The 18,883-nt window shown below is 63.3% G+C and carries 21 protein-coding genes; 19 read left to right on the top strand and 2 right to left on the bottom strand.

Features of this window, described 5'->3' with window-relative positions; all coding sequences use genetic code 11:
* Positions 1-538 precede the first annotated feature (538 nt).
* The 4 genes from ACLV8F_RS21700 to ACLV8F_RS21685 are packed head-to-tail and all read left to right on the top strand — an operon-like array spanning position 539 to position 3,841.
* Complete coding sequence (locus ACLV8F_RS21700; protein ID WP_411886274.1) at positions 539-1,669, top strand: RluA family pseudouridine synthase; 1,131 nt, start codon at positions 539-541, stop codon at positions 1,667-1,669.
* A gap of 49 nt (positions 1,670-1,718) precedes the next feature.
* A complete protein-coding gene (locus ACLV8F_RS21695; protein ID WP_411886273.1) occupies positions 1,719-2,378 on the top strand; it encodes an HAD family hydrolase in 660 nt (219 codons plus the stop codon).
* 17 nt (positions 2,379-2,395) lie between these two features.
* Entirely contained in the window at positions 2,396-2,761 is a 366-nt protein-coding gene (locus ACLV8F_RS21690) for a Rieske (2Fe-2S) protein (RefSeq protein ID WP_411886272.1), read from the top strand.
* A 21-nt stretch (positions 2,762-2,782) separates the two neighbouring features.
* A complete protein-coding gene (locus tag ACLV8F_RS21685) occupies positions 2,783-3,841 on the top strand; it encodes a S49 family peptidase (RefSeq protein WP_411886271.1) in 1,059 nt (352 codons plus the stop codon).
* A gap of 67 nt (positions 3,842-3,908) precedes the next feature.
* On the opposite strand, the gene ACLV8F_RS21680 is transcribed toward ACLV8F_RS21685, so the two are convergent.
* A complete protein-coding gene (locus tag ACLV8F_RS21680) occupies positions 3,909-4,676 on the bottom strand; it encodes an SAM-dependent methyltransferase (protein WP_411886270.1) in 768 nt (255 codons plus the stop codon).
* Complete coding sequence (locus ACLV8F_RS21675) at positions 4,673-5,272, bottom strand: Maf family nucleotide pyrophosphatase (protein WP_411886269.1); 600 nt, start codon at positions 5,270-5,272, stop codon at positions 4,673-4,675. Before ACLV8F_RS21675 ends, ACLV8F_RS21680 begins: the two co-directional genes overlap by 4 nt.
* 46 nt (positions 5,273-5,318) lie before the next feature.
* Between ACLV8F_RS21675 and ACLV8F_RS21670 the strand changes: the two genes are divergently transcribed.
* The 15 genes from ACLV8F_RS21670 to ACLV8F_RS21600 all read left to right on the top strand — a co-directional run bounded on the left by ACLV8F_RS21670 (position 5,319) and on the right by ACLV8F_RS21600 (position 18,526).
* Complete coding sequence (locus tag ACLV8F_RS21670) at positions 5,319-5,870, top strand: YceD family protein (protein ID WP_411886268.1); 552 nt, start codon at positions 5,319-5,321, stop codon at positions 5,868-5,870.
* Between the two features lie 244 nt (positions 5,871-6,114).
* Positions 6,115-6,297: a 50S ribosomal protein L32 gene (rpmF, locus tag ACLV8F_RS21665; protein WP_007873878.1), complete on the top strand. Its 183-nt coding sequence runs from the start codon at positions 6,115-6,117 to the stop codon at positions 6,295-6,297.
* An 85-nt stretch (positions 6,298-6,382) separates the two neighbouring features.
* A complete protein-coding gene (gene plsX / locus ACLV8F_RS21660) occupies positions 6,383-7,498 on the top strand; it encodes a phosphate acyltransferase PlsX (RefSeq protein WP_411886267.1) in 1,116 nt (371 codons plus the stop codon).
* A complete protein-coding gene (locus ACLV8F_RS21655) occupies positions 7,498-8,475 on the top strand; it encodes a beta-ketoacyl-ACP synthase III (RefSeq protein ID WP_411886266.1) in 978 nt (325 codons plus the stop codon). The genes plsX and ACLV8F_RS21655 overlap by 1 nt, the downstream gene beginning before the upstream one ends.
* 44 nt (positions 8,476-8,519) lie before the next feature.
* Positions 8,520-9,878, top strand: coding sequence for an exo-alpha-sialidase (locus ACLV8F_RS21650; RefSeq protein WP_411886265.1), 1,359 nt, complete (start codon positions 8,520-8,522; stop codon positions 9,876-9,878).
* Positions 9,859-10,491 carry a hypothetical protein gene (locus tag ACLV8F_RS21645; protein ID WP_411886264.1) on the top strand — a complete coding sequence of 211 codons (633 nt, stop codon included), beginning with the start codon at positions 9,859-9,861 and terminating at the stop codon, positions 10,489-10,491. Before ACLV8F_RS21650 ends, ACLV8F_RS21645 begins: the two co-directional genes overlap by 20 nt.
* Before the next feature lie 70 nt (positions 10,492-10,561).
* Positions 10,562-11,512, top strand: coding sequence for an ACP S-malonyltransferase (gene fabD / locus ACLV8F_RS21640; RefSeq protein WP_411886263.1), 951 nt, complete (start codon positions 10,562-10,564; stop codon positions 11,510-11,512).
* Positions 11,509-12,255: a 3-oxoacyl-ACP reductase FabG gene (gene fabG / locus ACLV8F_RS21635; RefSeq protein WP_411886262.1), complete on the top strand. Its 747-nt coding sequence runs from the start codon at positions 11,509-11,511 to the stop codon at positions 12,253-12,255. Before fabD ends, fabG begins: the two co-directional genes overlap by 4 nt.
* A 159-nt stretch (positions 12,256-12,414) precedes the next feature.
* Entirely contained in the window at positions 12,415-12,654 is a 240-nt protein-coding gene (gene acpP, locus ACLV8F_RS21630; RefSeq protein WP_007873885.1) for an acyl carrier protein, read from the top strand.
* 85 nt (positions 12,655-12,739) lie between these two features.
* Positions 12,740-13,984 (top strand): beta-ketoacyl-ACP synthase II, encoded by a 1,245-nt coding sequence (gene fabF, locus ACLV8F_RS21625; protein ID WP_411886261.1) that lies wholly within the window; start codon positions 12,740-12,742, stop codon positions 13,982-13,984.
* 39 nt (positions 13,985-14,023) lie between these two features.
* Positions 14,024-14,566 (top strand): hypothetical protein, encoded by a 543-nt coding sequence (locus tag ACLV8F_RS21620; protein ID WP_411886260.1) that lies wholly within the window; start codon positions 14,024-14,026, stop codon positions 14,564-14,566.
* The gene (gene rpoE, locus ACLV8F_RS21615; protein ID WP_411886259.1) at positions 14,563-15,207 is read left to right on the top strand and encodes an RNA polymerase sigma factor RpoE; all 645 of its coding nucleotides are present in this window, start codon (positions 14,563-14,565) and stop codon (positions 15,205-15,207) included. The genes ACLV8F_RS21620 and rpoE overlap by 4 nt, the downstream gene beginning before the upstream one ends.
* Before the next feature lie 23 nt (positions 15,208-15,230).
* Positions 15,231-15,938: a sigma-E factor negative regulatory protein gene (locus tag ACLV8F_RS21610; RefSeq protein ID WP_411886258.1), complete on the top strand. Its 708-nt coding sequence runs from the start codon at positions 15,231-15,233 to the stop codon at positions 15,936-15,938.
* Positions 15,939-15,974: 36 nt separating this feature from the next.
* Positions 15,975-16,988 carry a MucB/RseB C-terminal domain-containing protein gene (locus ACLV8F_RS21605; RefSeq protein ID WP_411886257.1) on the top strand — a complete coding sequence of 338 codons (1,014 nt, stop codon included), beginning with the start codon at positions 15,975-15,977 and terminating at the stop codon, positions 16,986-16,988.
* A gap of 80 nt (positions 16,989-17,068) precedes the next feature.
* Positions 17,069-18,526 carry a DegQ family serine endoprotease gene (locus ACLV8F_RS21600; RefSeq protein WP_411886256.1) on the top strand — a complete coding sequence of 486 codons (1,458 nt, stop codon included), beginning with the start codon at positions 17,069-17,071 and terminating at the stop codon, positions 18,524-18,526.
* Positions 18,527-18,883 lie beyond the last annotated feature (357 nt).

The following is an 18,883-nucleotide window of genomic DNA, read 5'->3' as shown; positions in this document are numbered from 1 at the left end:
GAGCTTTTGACGGCGCGCGGCCGACCGGAATGAACCGGTCAGCGACGTGGTCTGGGCGTAGGCGCGTGGATGGAGCGAGCAGGGGTCAAACGGGTGGGTGCCGCGCAAAGCGCGGCTGCTTGCGCCCACTGTACAAAGGCCGGCGGCTGATTCATGCCGAAAGCAGGGCCCACGAATGTCGTGAGGCGCCGCAGGCATATGTAAATCAGACTGACCAGTATTGTCATCAGTGGGCTACCCGTTAAGGACTTGATCTCGGCAGGATCCGTGCGCAGCCTGTTGTTCATGACTTGGGCTGCACACATGGTATTCCGTGGTTGTGTTCGCAAAACGTCGACTCGTCCACCGTGCAAAGACGCTCGCCGCGAGGTGCCTGGCACTCGTCGCTTGCGGGCAATTGCCGGCGTGGGCATCGACCTTCCAGCGAGGCTGCTTGCTTGCCTTTTCAGGGCCGGGGACTTGTGTGGACTAAACTCCAGACAAATCAACCACTTACAGCGCATCGCTAGTGAAACACATTATAGGGTCAGCAAAGGGCTTGGCAAGGAAACCCGGGAAAACACCGGTATGGGCGTCCGCGGCCGTGTCCGCGCCCACGCCGGCTGCACCCATTTTCCAGGCGCCGGCCCCGGCAGCGCCCCAGGCCACGCTGGTGACGGTGGATGAGGACTACGCCGGCCAGCGGCTGGACAATTTCCTGATCCGCCAGCTCAAGGGCGTGCCCAAAACCCACGTTTACCGCATCATCCGCAGCGGCGAAGTGCGGGTGAACAAGGGCAGGGCGCAGGCCGACACGCGGGTGGAGACCGGCGACGTGGTGCGCCTGCCGCCGGTGCGCACCTCGGAGCGGGCCGGGCAGAAGGCCGAGGCCATGGCCCAGGAAATCGCCCGGCATGGCGCCAGTTCCACCACGGGCGGCTACGCGCCGTCCCGCGAATTCCCCATCCTGTTTGAAGACGATTTTGTGCTGGCCATCGACAAACCGGCCGGCGTGGCCGTGCACGGCGGCAGCGGCGTGAGCTTTGGCGTGATCGAGCAGCTGCGCATGGCGCGGCCCGAGGCCGACTTCCTGGAACTGGTGCACCGGCTTGACCGCGAAACCAGCGGCATTTTGCTGATCGCCAAGCGGCGCATGGCGCTCAAGCTGCTGCAGGAGCAGTTCCGGGAGCGCGAAACCGACAAGGTCTACCTGGCGCTGGTCGGCGGCGCCTGGCCCGCCAACCACCGCGTCATCGACAAGGCGCTGCACAAGTATCTGCTGCCCGATGGCGAACGCCGCGTGAAAGTGGTCGACAACGACCACCCCGACGGCATGCGCTCGGTGACGCTGGTCAAGGTCAAGGCGGCCGTTCCCGCCAGCCGGCTGGCCCCGGCAACGCCTTTCACCCTGCTGGAAGTGACCATCAAGACCGGCCGCACGCACCAGATCCGCGTGCACCTGTCCAATGAAGGGCACCCGATTGCCGGCGACGACAAATACGGCGACTTCGAGCTGAACCGGGCGCTGCAGAAAAGCGCGGCCGGTGCCACACCGCTCAAACGCATGTTTCTGCATGCCTGGAGCCTGAAGTTCAACCATCCCAAACTGCGCAAGGTGGTGCACCTGCAGGCGCCTTTGCCGCCCGAGCTGCAGCAGTTTTTGCCGGCGGCGCCCGAGGACGTGGCTTAACAGCCGTGCGGCAGCAGGGGAGCACCGGCCCCGGCGACAATAAGCCGATATGCAAACCCGAAATTTCGACCTGATCGCCTTTGACTGGGACGGCACGCTGTTTGATTCGACCAAAATCATCGTGCGTTGCATCCAGTCCGCCGTGCGCGACGTGGGCGGCACGGTGCCGACGGACAAGGACGCCGGCTACGTCATCGGCCTGGGCCTGATGCAGGCGCTGGCCCAGGCCGCGCCCGACGTGCCGCCTGAAAAATACCCCCAACTTGGCGAGCGCTACCGCCACCACTACGCCGCGCATTACGACGACCTGAGCCTGTTCGACGGCGTGCTGCCCCTGCTGGACGCGCTGAAGGCGCGCGGCCACCTGCTCGCGGTGGCCACCGGCAAGTCGCGCCGCGGCCTCGACGAGGTGTTGCGCACGGTGGAGCTCAAGGGCGTGTTCGATAGCTCGCGCACGGCCGACGAGACGGCCGGCAAGCCCGACCCGCTTATGCTGCATGAGCTGATGGCGGAGTTGGGCGTGGCGCCCGAACGCGTGCTGATGGTGGGCGACACCACCCACGACCTGCAGATGGCCGTCAATGCCCGCTGCCCCAGCGTGGGCGTGAGCTACGGCGCGCACGAACCCGATACCTTTGCCGTGCTGTCGCCGCGCCACGTGGCGCACTCGGTGCAGGAACTGCATGACTGGCTGCTGGCCCATGGCTGATTTCGGACGTTGAAGCCATGGACGAACGGCTAGCCCTGTGCAACAGCCGCGACCTGCTTGACGGCGGGCTGGCCGTGCCGTTCGATGTGGTTTACGCCGGTCAGACCTGCCGCGCTTTTGCGGTGCGTTTCGAGGGTTTGGTCCACGCCTATCTCAACCGCTGCAGCCACGTCGCGATGGAACTGGACTGGCAGCCCAACCGGGTGTTTGACGACCAGGGCCAGTGGCTGCTGTGCGCCAGCCATGGCGCCGCCTACCGCCCGGATACCGGCCAATGCGCCGGCGGGCCCTGCCAGGGAGGCCTGATCAAAATCGCGCTTTCAGAGGCCGACGGGGTTGTTTATTGGCATTCTGCTTACAACCTTAAACCGCTACAGTTCTAATACCTCTCTAAACTATTGCACATGAACGATCCCCACCGCACCGAGCCTTCCACCGATCCTGATTTGCTGCGCGAATCGGATTTCCGGCCCAACCAGCCCGAGTCCCTTCCGCCTTACGCGCAAGCCAAAAAATCCGCCGCTGACCCTTCCGCCACCCCCGGCTGGGAGCGCGCGACGCTGGAGAAGCTGGCCTTCGCCTCGCTCAACGAGCAAAAGGCCACACGCCGCTGGAAGACTTTTGTGCGGCTGGCCTGGCTGGCCTTTTTTGTCGCCCTGGTCTGGATGGCACTGCATCGCGGCACACCTGCCAGCGACGCGACGGTTCCGCATACGGCCGTGGTGGAAATCAAGGGCGAGATCGCCGCGGGCGCCGACGCCAGCGCCGAATTCGTCAACGCGGCGCTGCGTGCCGCTTTTGAAGACGACGGCGCCAAGGCCATCGTGTTGCTGATCAATTCGCCCGGCGGCAGCCCCGTGCAGGCCGGCATGATGAACGATGAAATCCTGCGCCTGAAGGCCAAGCACAAGAAGCCGGTCTATGCCGTGGTGGAAGAAACCTGCGCCTCCGCCGCGTATTACATCGCCGTCTCGGCCGACAAGATTTACGTCGACAAGGCCAGCATCGTCGGCAGCATTGGCGTGCTGATGGACGGCTTTGGTTTTACCGGCCTGATGGACAAGCTGGGCGTGGAGCGCCGCCTGCTGACCGCCGGCGAGAACAAGGGTTTCCTGGATCCTTTCAGCCCGCAAAGCGAAAAACAGCGCGCGTTTGCGCAGGCCATGCTGGACCAGATTCACCAGCAATTCATTGCAGTGGTCAAAGCCGGCCGCGGCAAGCGCCTGAAGGAAACGCCTGAAATGTTCAGCGGCCTGTTCTGGAGCGGCCAGCAGGCCGTGGAACTCGGCCTGGCCGACCAGCTCGGCAACCTCGACTACGTCGCGCGCGAAGTCGTCAAAACCGACGAGATCATCGACTACACGCGCCGCGACAACGTGGCCGAACGCCTGGCCAAGAAGTTCGGCGCGGCCATGGGTGAGGGCGCGATGAAGGCCTTCAAGGCGATTCCTGCGTTGCGTTGAGCGAATCCGATGCCTCCGTTAAAAAGCCCGCGTCATGCGGGCTTTTTTGTGAGCGCTGCGGTGTTTGTTAGCGGCCTATGCCAAACACGGTCGGCAAATCCAGCGGTGCCTGCAGCTTGTCGCGCTTCCACACGCTGACCTGCGAACTGCGCGACCAGCCCGTGCCCATGGTCAGGCCGCAACTCAGCGCCAGCCGGGTGTTGCCCTGCAGCGTCTGCAGCAGTGACTGGAACAGGGCGGCATTGCGGTAGGGCGTTTCGATGAAGAGCTGGGTCTGGCCGGACTTCAGCGCCAGCGATTCCAGCTCGCGCAGGCGCTGCACCCGCTCGGCCGGCGTTTGCGGCACGTAGCCTGCAAATGCGAAGCTCTGGCCGTTGAGGCCGCTGGCGGCCAGCGCCAGCATCAGCGACATCGGGCCGGTGAGCGGAACGACTTCCAGGCCCAGGTCGTGCGCCGCGCGCACCACGGAGGAGCCCGGGTCGGCAATCGCCGGCATGCCGGCTTCGCTGACCAGGCCCATGTCGCGGCCCTCCGTCGCGGCCATCAACAGGGGGCGCGCGTCGAAGTTGCCGCTGTGGTCGCCCTTCTTGTGGACCTCGCGCGGCAACTCCTGAATCTGCTGCGACTGCAGCGGCGCGACTAGCGGGTGCAACGCGTCGATACGCTTGAGGTAGGCGCGCGTGCTTTTGGCGTTTTCGCAGATCCAGCAGGACAGCCGCGACGCGATCTGCAGCGTCTGCAAGGGCATGACGTCCTGCAGCGGAGCCTGCACGTCGCAGCCGAAATCCAGCGGCGCGGGGACGAGGTAGAGCTTGCCTTTGGCGGCGGCGCTCATGGCCGGCCTCCCGAGAGCAGCTTCACGCCCGCCGCCTGGATCATCCGGCAGGTGCGTATCAGCGGCAGGCCGACCAGCGCCGTCGGGTCGTCGTTGTCTATGGATTCCAGCAGCGCGATGCCCAGGCCTTCGCTTTTGGCGCTGCCGGCGCAGTCGTAGGGCTGCTCAATGCGCAGGTAATGTTCGATCTCGTCGTCGCTCAGGTCGCGGAACTTCACCTTCACCGGGGCCAGGCTTTGCGCCTCATAGCCGCTTTCGAGGCAGACCACGGCCACGGCGGTCTGGAAAATCACGGTGCGCCCGCGCATGCGGCGCAGTTGGGCCACGGCGTTCTCATGGGTACCCGGCTTGCCGAGCGGTTCCCCGTCCAGGTCGGCCACCTGGTCGGAGCCTATGACGACCGCACCCGGAAACGTTGCTGCCACTGCGCGGGCTTTGGCCAGGGCCAGGCGCTCGGCCAGTGCGCGCGGGGCCTCGCCGGACTGCGGCGTTTCGTCCACGTCAGGCGCGGCCACCTCAAATGGGATGTGCAGCCGTTGCAGCAATTCGCGGCGGTAGCGTGAGGTCGAGCCCAGCACGAGGGGTCGGTTTGTCATGGAATCGGGGGCAGGGGTCATGCCCCGATTCTCTTACACTGCATCCATGTCCAGATCCCTTCAGCCCAACCGGCTCAACATGAAAGCGTTTGCCCAGGAGGGCACGGCGCTTGACGAAACCACTCCGCTACAAAAGATGGAGCGCCTTGCCGAGGAGACGCAAGGCTTGCAGGCCGATTCAATCGTCAAGTGGCAAGCCCTCGGTGAGTTGCGCCCGCGTACCGGCGCCGACGACGATGTGTGGCTGCACCTGCAGGCCCAAGCTACCGTCCCGCTGACCTGCCAGCGCTGCATGGGCGTGGTGGAAACGCCGGTGGAAGTGGACCAGTGGTATCGCTTTGTGGCCACTGAAGACATCGCCATGGCCGAGGACGACCAGTCCGAAGAGGACTTGCTGGTGATGGAGCCCCAATTCAACCTGCTCGCGGTGCTGGAGGACGAGTTGCTGATGGCCTTGCCGCTGGTGCCCATGCACGAGGAATGCCCGGTCGCGCCCAAGCTTCAGGCGGGTGATCTTGGGGATTCAGGCGCGGCAGGCGACCCCGCTGAAAAACCCAATCCCTTCGCTGCGCTGGCGCAGCTTAAAACCAAAAAATAGTATTTTTGTATTAATTTTTGTGGACGGATAACCGTGAATCCACGGGCATTTCGCCCGCCAGAAGCTGCTGTGATGAAAATGCCTCCGCATCAAGCTATAATCAAAGGCTTCGCGTACCAATGCGGTGAGTACGGTGACGTGGCGCCCAGGCTGCCACGAGCCGATATTCAGGTGCAGCTCCCGCTGCCTGAACTCGGATTTTGGTGCGTAATTTACCAACCTTACACCCCATCAGGAGCCGAACATGGCCGTACAGCAGAACAAAAAGTCACCTTCCAAGCGCGGTATGCACCGCTCGCACAATGCACTCACCGTGCCAGGCATTGCCGTGGAATCCACCACGGGTGAAACTCACCTGCGCCACCACATCAGCCCCACCGGTTTCTACCGTGGCCGCAAGGTGCTGAAAACCAAATCCGAAGCGTAATTCCACGCTTTAAGCATGGGCCCGCACTCATCCTGCGGGCCTTTCTTTTGCCTGAATTCCTCATTTTGACTGCACCGGTCGCCCCATGATCAGGATCGCTGTCGATGCCATGGGTGGTGATATCGGCCCGGCCGTCACGCTGCCGGCCAGCCTGGCTTTCCTGGACGGCCATCCGGATGCCGCAGTGGTGCTGGTCGGCCAGCCCGAAGTCCTGGCGGAGCATCCGCTGCACGCCCGGCTGCAAGCACATCCCCGCTGCCAGATTGTTCCGGCCAGCGAGATCGTCACCATGGACGATCCCATCGAGATCGCCTTGCGGCGCAAGAAAAACTCCTCCATGCGGGTCGCGATGAACCAGGTCAAGGATGGCGCGGCCCAAGCGGCGGTGTCGGCCGGCAATACCGGCGCTTTGATGGCCATTGCCCGCTACGTACTCAAGACCCTCGAGGGCATAGACCGCCCGGCCATTGCCACCCAGTTGCCCAATGCCCTGGGCGGCGCCACCACGGTGCTGGATCTCGGGGCCAACGTGGATTGCACCGAAGACCACCTGTTGCAGTTCGCCGTGATGGGTTCCGCTTTGGTGGCGGCTATCACCAGCAACCCCACGCCCAGCGTCGGCCTGCTCAATATCGGCGAAGAGGCGATAAAAGGCAGTGAAATCATCAAAAAAGCTGGTGAATTGTTGCGTTCTGCTTCTAATTCCGGCGATCTGAATTTTTATGGAAATGTCGAGGGCAACGACATTTTCAAAGGGACGACCGATATCGTTGTGTGTGACGGTTTTGTGGGGAATGTGGCGCTGAAAGCCAGTGAAGGCCTTGCGAGCATGATAGGTGGCTTCATGAAAGCTGAATTCTCTCGCAACATTCTGACAAAAATTGCGGCCATCATCGCTTATCCGGTGCTAAATTCGTTTAAAAACCGTGTTGACCACAGGCGCTATAACGGCGCCGCCTTGCTCGGCCTGCAAGGCTTGGTCTTTAAGAGCCACGGCTCGGCGGATGCCTTCGCTTTTGAGACGGCCCTCAATCGGGCTTATGATGCGGCTCGGAACAATTTGCTTGAGAGAGTCCGCGAACGCATTGCCCATGCGGCCCCTTTGCTGGTCGCGGCGCAGGCGGCACCGTCCGCCGATGCAGCTGCAGAAGCCTCCTCAATGCCAGTTGACTCAGCAGTTTCAACACCGGCCACTCATTAATGACCCGTTACTCACGCATCACAGGCACCGGTAGTTATTTGCCGCCGCGCCGACTGACCAACGCCGATCTGGCCGCCGAACTGGCGACCCGGGGCGTGGAAACCTCCGACGAATGGATTGTCGAGCGCACCGGCATCCGGGCCCGCCACTTTGCCGCGCCCGACGTTACCAGCAGCGACCTAGGCGTGGAAGCCGCCAAAAATGCCTTGCAAGCCGCGGGCCTGCAGGCGTTCGATATCGACCTGATCATCGTGGCGACCTCGACGCCGGACATGGTGTTTCCATCCGCCGCCTGCATCCTGCAAAACAAGCTGGGCATTGCCGGTTGTGCTGCCTTTGACGTGCAGGCCGTGTGCAGCGGATTTGTCTATGCGTTGACCGTGGCCGACGCCATGATCCGCACCGGTTCGGCCAGCAAGGCGCTGGTGATAGGTGCCGAAGTGTTCTCGCGCATCCTGGACTTTTCGGACCGCACCACCTGTGTGCTGTTCGGCGACGGCGCGGGTGCGGTGGTGCTTGAGGCCTCCGACACGCCCGGCATCCTTGCCAGCGACCTGCATGCCGACGGCAAGCACGTCGGCATCCTGTGCGTGCCCGGCAACGTGTCGGGCGGCCAGATATTGGGCGATCCCCTCCTGAAGATGGACGGCCAGGCCGTGTTCAAGCTGGCAGTGGGCGTACTGGAAAGTGCCGCGCGCGCCACGCTGGCAAAAGCCAATTTGACCGACGCCGACATTGACTGGCTGATCCCGCACCAGGCGAATATCCGCATCATGCAGAGCACGGCCAAAAAGCTGAAGATGCCGCTCGAAAAGCTCATCGTCACGGTCGACCAGCACGGAAACACCTCCGCCGCCTCCATCCCGCTCGCGCTGGATGTGGCGGTGCGCAGCGGCAAGATCCAAAAAGGCCACACCCTCATGCTCGAAGGCGTGGGCGGCGGCTTTACCTGGGGTGCGGTGCTGCTCAAATACTGAGTGGCTCCCATCCATCTGCCAGGTTTTCACAGACAGGTGGGCACTTGAATTTCAAACCGTCCGGTGCGTGGGATCGCCTTGCAGCTGCCTTGCTGGTGCTGGCTTTCGCCCTGGCCGGATGGAAAGTTCTGCAGCGCCCGCCGGTTTCCCCCTTTGCGGTTACCCCCATTGAGGCCGCCAAACCCGCGGCACGCGCCGGTTTGCCGGGGCAACAACTCTCGCCGGATGGGCGTTTCCGTTTTGACGCGCAATTTGTCTCGTCTTCCCCCGGCCAGGCCGTGCATGCGGCCTCCCTCGTGGAGTTGCGCGACGGCCGCTTGCGGGCGGTCTGGTTTTCGGGTTCGCGCGAAGGCGCCGGCGACGTCACCATCCAGAGCGCCGTCACGGACTCCACCGGTTTGCGCTGGGCCCCGGAAGGCACGCTGTTCGACCGGAAAACCCTGCAGCAAGGCCTGTGGCGCTACGTCAAGAAATTGGGCAACCCGGTGATTGCCCGTGCGCCGGACGGCTCGCTGTGCCTGTGGATGGTCAACGTCTCGCTGGGCGGATGGGCGGGCAGTTCCATCACCTGGGCGCGTTCTGTTGATGAAGGCGCCAGCTGGAGCCAGCCGCGAAGGCTGGTGACCTCGCCTTTCCTGAACATCAGCACCCTCGTCAAGGGCGCGCCCATCAGCTTTGAGAATGGCGAAACCGGTTTGCCGGTGTACCACGAGTTCATCGCCAAGTTCGGCGAAGTCCTGCGCATCAACGCACTCGGCCAGGTGGTCGACAAGACCCGCATTCCCGGCAGCCGCACCAGCCTGCAGCCGGTGGTATTGGTTTCAGGGACGGAAAAGGCGCAGGTCTATATGCGCTCGGGCAATGCCACGGCGCTGATGGCCTCTGACACCGTCGACGCAGGCAAGACATGGTCGCGGACGCATGCAAGCGCCTGGCCCAATCCGGATTCCGCATTGGCGGGTGCTGTGACGAACACCGGCGCGCAGTGGGTGGCCCTGAACCCGGCGCCCCGTAACCGCGAAATGCTGGCCTTGCTGCAAACCACGGCGGGCGGCTCGTTTGACGGGGCGACGCCGTGGATGGTGGAGTCGTCCGCCAACCCGCAGGCGCGCACGTCCACCGCCGACTACGAGCGCCTGCTGACGCAGGAACTCAAAGCCAGAGGCGCCCGCGACGACGAAGCCCAAGCCTACGTGGCCAGCGCGCGGCGGCAGCTATGCGGCGAGCAGAGTTGCTCCCAGGAATTTTCCTATCCCTACCTGCTGCAAAGCCGCGACGGCTACCTGCACCTTGTCTACACCTGGCACCGCACGCGTATCAAGCACGTGCGGCTGGATCCCCTGCAAACCCAAACCCTTCAAGCCGCGCAAGCGGCACCCGGCCATGTTCCCTCCGGCAAATGACCTGATTGCCTTGCTCGGCATCAACCTGGTGCTCAGCGCCGGGTGCCTGCGCCTGCTGAGCTGGCGGCGCGGCGTCACGCCATGGAGCAAGTGGGCGACCGCCGCTGTGTTTGTGCTGCTGTGGTGCCCGGTGGGGCCGGCCCGTTTGCCGATCGTGGCCTATGTGCGCGGCATCAGTTCAGACCTGAGCATTTCGCTGGTGGCCATCGCCTGCCTGGGCATGTACCAGCGCCTGTCGGGTACCAGCCTGGTGGACGGCCGCGAGCGCATACTGGTGAATGTAGTCTTTGCCGCCGGCGCCCTGTTTTTGTACCCGCTGGCCCTGGGCTGGGGCGACTGGGATGCCTACCGGCTGGGCTGGGGCTCGCCGGGTTTTTGGGCGGTGCTTCTGGTTCTCTCCCTGGCATGCTGGGCCAAAGGCTTTCGGCTGTTGCCCGTGCTGGTGGCGCTGGCGCTGCTGGCCTGGGCGGCAGGCGCGCTGGAGTCCACCAATTTGTGGGACTACCTCATCGACCCCTGGCTGGCCGTCGCGGCCATTTTTCAGTGCCTCAAGTCGGCCGTCGTTTGGGGGCTGGCGCGGCTGCGAGGCAAGCCCTCCGCATCTCAAAAATGATCATTCATGTTCTTAAAATGCAGGCGGATGCTTTTCAGCGATCCAAGAATTCGACCCATGGAGTAATCATTTGAAATCGTTTGCTATTGTTTTTCCCGGCCAGGGCTCGCAGTCGGTCGGCATGCTGGATGCCTGGGGCGACTACCCCGTGGTCGCTCAGACCTTGGCCGAAGCCTCCGAGGCGCTGGGCGAGGACGTCGGTCGTCTCATCAAGGAAGGCCCCAAGGAGGCGCTGGCCCTGACCACCAATACGCAACCCGTCATGCTGGTCGCCGGTGTCGCCGCTTACCGTGCCTGGATGGCCGAGACCGGCATCGCGCCCGCCGCCGTGGCGGGGCATTCGCTGGGCGAATACTCCGCGCTGGTGGTTTCCGGTGTTCTGACGCTCGCACAAGCCGCGCCGCTGGTGCGCTTTCGCGCGCAAGCCATGCAAGACGCCGTGCCCGTCGGCGTGGGCGCGATGGCGGCCATCCTGGGCATGGAAGCCTCCAAGGTGATTGAAGGCTGCGCCGAAGCCGCGCGCAGCTTTGGGCCCAACACCTCGGAAGTGGTGGAGGCCGTCAATTTCAACGACCCGATGCAGACGGTTATCGCCGGCAGCAAGGCGGCGGTCGAGAAGGCCTGCGAAGTGCTCAAGGCCAATGGTGCCAAGCGCGCCTTGCCCCTGCCGGTATCCGCTCCCTTCCACTCCAGCCTGATGAAACCCGCGGCCGAGAAACTGCGTGAAAAGCTGGCCGCCGTGAATTTCGCGGCGCCGCAAATCCCGGTTATCAACAATATCGAGGTCACCGTCGAGACCGACGCCGACCGTATTCGCGCGGCGCTGTACGGCCAGGCCTTTGGCCCGGTTCGCTGGGTGGAATGCGTGCAGGCCATCAAGTCGCGCGGCCTCACGACGCTGGTCGAATGCGGGCCGGGCAAGGTGCTGGCCGGCATGGCCAAAAGAATCGATCCCGAATTGACGGGCATCCCCCTGTTTGATCCGGCCTCACTGGCCGAAGCTAAGGAGTTACTGGCATGAGCGAAGTCAAATTTGAAGGCCATGTCGCACTGGTCACCGGCGCATCGCGCGGCATAGGCGCGGCCATCGCGCTGGAACTGGCCCAGAAAGGCCTCAAAGTCATAGGTACGGCGACCAGCGATGAAGGGGCGGCCAAAATCAGCCACACCCTCGCGGCTTTCCCCGGCTGTGCCGGAAAAAACCTGAACGTGAACGACGCGGCCGCCGCCGAAGCGCTGATCGACGCGATCGTCAAGGAGCACGGCGGGCTGCAGGTGCTGGTCAACAACGCGGGCATCACGCGCGACATGCTCGCGATGCGCCTGAAGGACGACGACTGGGATGCGGTGCTGGACACCAACCTCAAGGCCGTGTTCCGCATGAGCCGTGCCGTGATGCGCACCATGATGAAGCAGCGCTACGGCCGCATCATCAGCATCACCTCGGTGGTCGGCGCCTCGGGCAATGCGGGCCAATCCAATTACGCGGCCGCCAAGGCCGGCGTGGCCGGCATGACGCGCGCGCTGGCGCGCGAACTGGGCTCGCGCAACATCACGGTCAATTGCGTGGCGCCTGGCTTTATCGAGACCGACATGACAGCCGGCTTGCCGGAAGAGCAGCAAAAAGCGCTTTTGGGGCAGATTCCGCTGGGCCATCTCGGCAAACCGCAAGACATTGCCCACGCTGTGGCCTTTGTGGCCAGCCCGCAGGCGGGATACATCACCGGCCAGGAGATTCACGTCAACGGCGGCATGTATATGTAGGCCTTGAGGCCGTTAACCCGAGGTTTCATGAAAACCACGGGTCGACAGTGGTAAAACACAGGAAATCGAAGCCGGTTTTTATCCGTCCGGCGCGGTGCTTAGGGAAACGACTCTAACGCGGTAAAATCACGGATTAATTTACAACCCTCAGAGGGAACTATGAGCGATATCGAAGCACGTGTTAAGAAAATCATTGCCGAACAACTCGGCGTGGAAGAAGGCCAGGTCACCAATGAAAAAGCCTTTGTGGCTGATCTGGGCGCTGACTCCCTTGACACCGTAGAACTGGTTATGGCTCTGGAAGACGAGTTCGGCATTGAGATTCCCGACGAAGACGCCGAGAAGATCACCACCGTCCAGAACGCGATTGACTACGCGAACACCCATCAAAAGGCCTGAAGTCCGCAGGTTTTCACCTGTGACTCAGCCGTCACCAAGCCTGAAAAGCCACAGGGCCTTTTCAGGTTCTTTTCAGGATTTCTGAATGAGCCGTCGTCGTGTCGTCGTGACAGGTCTGGGTTGCGTCAGCCCGGTAGGTAATACCGTGGCTGAGTCCTGGGCCAATCTTCTTGCCGGGACGCCCGGGATTGACCTTGTCACCGGGTTTGATGCCAGCAACCTCGCCTGCAAATTCGCCGGTGAGGTCAAGGGTTTCAACATCGCGGATTACATCCCCGAAAAAGAAGCCCGGCACATGGACCGGTTCATCCACCTGGGCTTGGCTGCGGCCTTCCAGGCGGTCGCCGACAGCGGCTTGCCGACCGGCGAGGCGCTGGGCGACGAGATGGCTACGCGCATCGGCTGCAATATCGGCTCGGGCATAGGCGGTTTGCCCATGATCGAGCAGATGCACACCGAGCTGGTCAACCGCGGCCCGCGCCGCATCTCCCCGTTTTTTGTGCCTGCCTCGATCATCAACATGATCTCCGGGCATGTGTCCATCAAGTTCGGCTTCAAGGGCCCCAACATTGCGGTCGTCACGGCCTGCACAACCGGCCTCCATGCGATCGGCCTGTCCGCACGCATGATCGAGTATGGTGACTGCGACGTCATGGTGGCCGGCGGCGCGGAATCCTGCGTGTCTCCGCTGGGCATAGGCGGCTTCGCGGCCGCACGCGCCTTGTCGACCCGCAACGAAGACCCGAAAACGGCCTCGCGCCCCTGGGACAAAGACCGGGACGGTTTTGTGCTGGGCGAGGGCGGCGGCGTGGTTGTGCTCGAAGAGTACGAACACGCCAAGGCGCGCGGCGCCAAAATTTACGCCGAAGTCACCGGCTTCGGCATGAGCGCCGATGCGTACCACATGACAGCGCCCGACGTCGACGGCCCGCGCCGTTCGATGGTGATGGCCTTGAAGAACGCCGGCGTCAACGCCGACGAAGTCCAGTACCTCAACGCGCATGGCACGTCTACGCCGCTGGGCGACCTGAACGAAACCAACGCCATCAAGGCGGCTTTCGGCGGCCACGCCAAGGACCTCGTGGTCAGCTCCACGAAATCGATGACCGGCCACCTGCTGGGCGGGGCCGGCGGCATCGAGTCGGTGTTTACGGTGTTGTCGCTCTATCACCAGAAGATTCCGCCGACCATCAACATCTTCAACCAGGATCCCGCGTGCGATCTCGATTACTGCGCCAATACCGCGCGTGACGCCAAGATCGAGGTTGCGGTAAAAAACAACTTCGGCTTTGGCGGCACCAATGGCACGCTGGTTTTCAAGCGCGCCTGATTTGTTGCCGCCCGAGCGCTTCGCCAGCCACGCAACGCCTTGACCACACACAACGCCCCTCCGGTTGTTTATCCGTTGGGGCGTTCGCGTTTTCTGGGTGCGCTTCTGCTGGGACTGTGGGTTTGCGGCGTGTTGCTGACCCTTTTCTGGTTTCTTCAGGGCGTGCGGCACCTGGATTGGCGCATCGCATTGGCGCTTGTCCTCATCGTCGCAGCCGGTGCCGCGGCGTACATGGGCTGGCGAAACGCCCCGGCAGGGCGGCTGGCATGGGATGGCGAGGTCTGGCGCTGGGAAAGCCCGGGTTACCAGGCGGGTGTCGCCGAATACGAGCTGTCTGTCTTGGGTGATTTTCAGCATGCCTTGCTGCTCCGCCTCGAAAACCAGGCCCACGCGCGCTTGTGGCTCTGGGTGGAACGGCGGGCCTTTCCCGCGCGTTGGCTGGATCTGCGCCGGGCGGTTTATTCGCCGCACAAATCGCTTGCCGCGCCCTGGGCGCACGACACGCTGCTCACGGATCCGCAGCCGGCTGTGGCAGTATCAGGGCCTATGCACCCTGCTGACGGCACGCCAACCCATCCATGAGCGCCGACCTGCCATCTTTGCCCGCTGAAAAAGCCACCGACAGCGACGCCATGCTGGTGGCGCGCACGGTCGCGGGCGACCAGAAAGCCTATGAACTGCTTGTCATCAAGTACCAGCGGCGCATCCAGCGATTGATAGGCCGCATGGTCCGTGACGTGGACCTGGTGGAGGACATCGCCCAGGAGACCTTTATCCGGGCCTACCGGGCGCTGGCGCAGTTCAGGGGCGAGGCCCAGTTCTACACCTGGCTCTACCGGATCGCGGTAAATACCGCGAAAAAGGCGTTGATGGACATGAAACGGGACCCCACCGTCTCCGAAAACTCCTTCAAATCCGGCCAAAGCGACGAAAGCGATGAAACTTCCCCGCTGGAAAACGAACTAACAAGCGCGGAAACGCCGGATGCCGTGCTGGCCAGCAAGGAAATCGCGGAAATCATCAATGCCGCCATGGACGCTTTGCCGGAGGAACTCCGCCAGGCCATCACCCTGCGTGAAATCGAGGGTTTGAGCTATGAAGAGATCTCGGAAGCCATGGATTGCCCCATAGGCACGGTGCGGTCCCGGATTTTCAGGGCGCGTGAAGCCATTTCGCAGAAGGTGAAACCCTTGCTGGAAAACCAGAGCGGCAAGCGCTGGTGAGGCCGCAGCACCAGGAGCCATCCATGAACCCAGAAATCAAACCAGGTATTTTCCAGCCCTCCGCCACAGCAGTCCCTTCATCCGCGAACACCACGAGCACCACCAACATCATGAAACCGTCTATGCAAACCAGCGAACTCATGTCCGCCCTGGCCGATGGCCAACTGGATGGGGAAGACTTTGCGGCCGCGCTCCACGCCAGCCGGCACGATGATGCGGCGATGGCCTGCTGGGATACCTATCACCTGATCGGCGATGCGCTGCGATCCCCGTCCCATGATGAAGGGGGGCTTGGCGCCGATCCGGCATTCTTGAGCCGCCTCAGCCGGCGCCTGGCGCAGGAAGCGGCGGTGGCCGTGCCGCTTCGTCCCCTGCCACCCGCTGTTCATGAGTCCACCCCGGGCCTGACGCCCCTGCGCGGCCAGGCTTCCAACGACGGCAATTTCCGCTGGAAACTGGTGGCGGGTTTTGCCTCGCTCGCGGCGGTTTCCGCGATCGCGTGGAATGCCTCGAGCGTGTTGTCGCCCGCGGCCGCGCCGCAACTCGCCCAGGTGTCCACGCCATCCCAGCAAGTGGTGGTCGCTTCGCCGCAAGGCCCCATGGTGCGCGATGCGCGGCTTGAGGAGTTGCTGGCCGCGCACAAGCAACTGGGCGGTACCTCGGCCCTGCAGGAACCCTCGGGCTTTTTGCGCAACGCCACCTTTGAGACATCCCAGAATGCAGGACGTTGAGCAGGCGGTGCGCCGCGACCGGGCTTTGGCCACACCATGAATCTCAAATTTTTCCGTCTTCTGGCCCTGGCGGGGTGCGCGCTGCCCGCAGTGACTCACATGGCGGCGCAGGCCTCGCCTCCCGCGCCGGCGGCCGCTGCGGAATCCCGCAGCATCAACGACTGGCTGATGCGCATGCACGAGGCTTCCAGGAAGCGCTCTTATATCGGCACCTTTGTCGTCTCGTCGGGCGGCGCCATGTCCAGCGCCAAGATATGGCATGTCTGTGAAGGCGACCAGCAAATGGAGCGGGTCGAAACGTTAACCGGCGCGCCGCGCTCGATCTTCCGGCACAACGACCAGGTGGTCACCTTCATGCCCGACCACAAGGTGGTCCGCAGCGAAAAACGCGAGTCGCTGGGCATGTTTCCGCAGCTGCTGCAATCGGCCGACGGCCGCATCGCCGATTACTACAAGGTCAAGCAGGAGGGCACCGATCGCGTGGCCGGCGTCGAAGCCGACATCGTGCTGCTGGTCCCCAAGGACAGCTTGCGCTTCGGCTACCGCGTCTGGACCGAACAGAAAAAAGGCCTGGTGGTGAAGCTGCAGACGCTGGACACCGACGGCAAGGTGCTGGAGCAGGCGGCGTTTTCCGAGTTGCAGCTCGACGCCCCCGTCAAAATGGACAAGCTGCTCCAGATGATGGGCAAGGTCGAAGGCTACCGCGTTGAAAAACCGGTGCTGGTGAAAACCACCGCCAGCGCCGAGGGCTGGCTGCTCAAGGCGCCGGTGGCGGGCTTCAAGCCCATGAGCTGCTACAAGCGGCCGGTAACGGCCAACCCGGCGGGCGGCGAAGAACCCTTGCAATGGATTTTTTCCGACGGCCTGGCTTCGGTATCCATCTTTGTGGAGCCCTTCGACCGGCAGCGCCACGACAGGGAGTCCAGCCTCTCCATGGGCGCCACGCAGACGATCACGCGCCAGCTGGACGCCTACTGGGTCACCGTCATGGGTGAAGTCCCCATGTCCACGCTCAAGCTCTTTGCCAACGGCCTGGAGCGCAAGAAATAATACGCCTGGGCGCTGCGGAGCAGCCCTGCCCGGCGACGAGTTTGATTGCCCGATGACCAACATTTATGACGAGGCTGACGATGCTTGAACTGACCTGGAAACCCCTGCGCTCCTGCCTGGCCGCCGGCCTGGTGGCCACCGCTGCCGTCGCTGCGCTGGCGCCCGCGGCGCCTGCCTGGGCGCAAAACCGCACATTGCCCGATTTCACGGATCTGGTGGAGCAGGTGGGCCCGTCGGTGGTCAACATCCGCACACTGGAAAAGGCCAAGCCCACCGCCGGCGGAGGGGCCGACGAGCAGATGCTGGAGTTCTTCAAACGCTTCGGCATCCCCGTTCCGCCCAACATGCCGCGCGCTCCCCGGGCCGACCGCGGCCAGCCCGACGAAGACCAGCCGCGCGGCGTCGGCTCCGGCTTCATCCTGACGGCGGACGGCTTTGTCATGACCAACGCCCACGTGGTGGAGGGCGCCGACGAGGTCCTCGTCACCTTGACGGACAAGCGCGAATTCAAGGCCAAGATCATCGGCTCGGACAAGCGCAGCGACGTGGCCGTGGTGAAGATCGAGGCGACGGGCCTGCCGGCCGTGAAGATCGGCGACATCAACCGCCTCAAGGTGGGCGAATGGGTCATGGCCATCGGTTCGCCCTTCGGCCTGGAGAACACGGTGACCGCCGGCATCGTGAGCGCCAAGCAGCGCGACACCGGCGACTACCTGCCCTTCATCCAGACCGACGTGGCCATCAACCCGGGCAATTCGGGCGGACCGCTGATCAACATGCGCGGCGAGGTCGTCGGCATCAACAGCCAGATCTACTCGCGCTCCGGCGGCTTCCAGGGCATCTCCTTCTCCATCCCCATCGACGAAGCCGCGCGGGTGTCCGACCAGCTGCGCAGCACCGGCAAGGTGACGCGCGGCCGCATCGGCGTGCAGATCGACCAGGTCACCAAGGAGGTGGCGGAATCCATAGGCCTGGGCAAGGCGCAGGGCGCGCTGGTCCGCGGCGTTGAAAGCGGCGCGCCCGCGGAAAAGGCCGGCATCGAGGCCGGCGACATCATCATCAAGTTCGACGGCAAGGCCATCGAGAAATCCAGCGACCTGCCGCGCATGGTCGGCAATGTGAAGCCCGGCACCAAGGCTGTGGTGACCGTCTTCAGGCGCGGCGCGAGCAAGGACCTCACGGTCACCATCGGCGAAGTCGAGCCCGAGAAACCGGTGCGCAAGGCGTCGGGCGCCGAGCCCAAGCCGCCGGTCGCCGGCCCCGCCCAGGTCCTGGGCCTGGTCGTCAGCGAAGTGAGCGATGCGCAGAAGAAGGAACTGAAGATCAAGGGCGGCGTCAAGGTGGATACGGCCGAAGCCGCCGCGTCCCGCGCCGGCTTGAAAGAGGGCGACGTGATTGTGGCGATTGCCAATTCGGAAGTCACCAGCGTCAAGGAATTCGAAGCCGCGCTTGCGAAGATCGACAAGACCAAAGCCATCAACGTGCTGTTTCGCCGCGGCGAGTGGGCGCAATACGCGTTGATCCGGCCTTCGCGTTGAGTCGCATCAGCGTGTGGGCCGGCTTGCATGGCCGGTTCGACGCGCTGTAGCGGCTGGCCTCGAGACAGGCCTGAAGAACTCCCCAAAGGCGCCAAAGTCCCTCATACCCTGCTGGGGTTTATGGGTTTTGGCTGCTCCCAGGGCTTTTTTTTTGCTCGCTGAAAAATATATTTTTGAACCCGTGTGCGTCTACTTGTTGTTAGTGCTCGCTCACAATAAAACAGGTCAAGGACGGATTTCGGTAGAATACCGGCTTGCCTCTGTGCCTTTTGGATATATCGGGAAGCTCAAAGACCCGCTTTCCATCTTAATTTTGGGTAATACCCACTGATCCACAGATCACCCACAAGTTGTCCA

The organism is Polaromonas sp. YR568, from assembly GCF_943369675.1.
Lineage (GTDB): Bacteria > Pseudomonadota > Gammaproteobacteria > Burkholderiales > Burkholderiaceae_C > Polaromonas.
The sequence above is the reverse complement of the archived record's forward strand: the minus strand, read 5'-3'. Positions and strand labels throughout refer to the sequence as shown.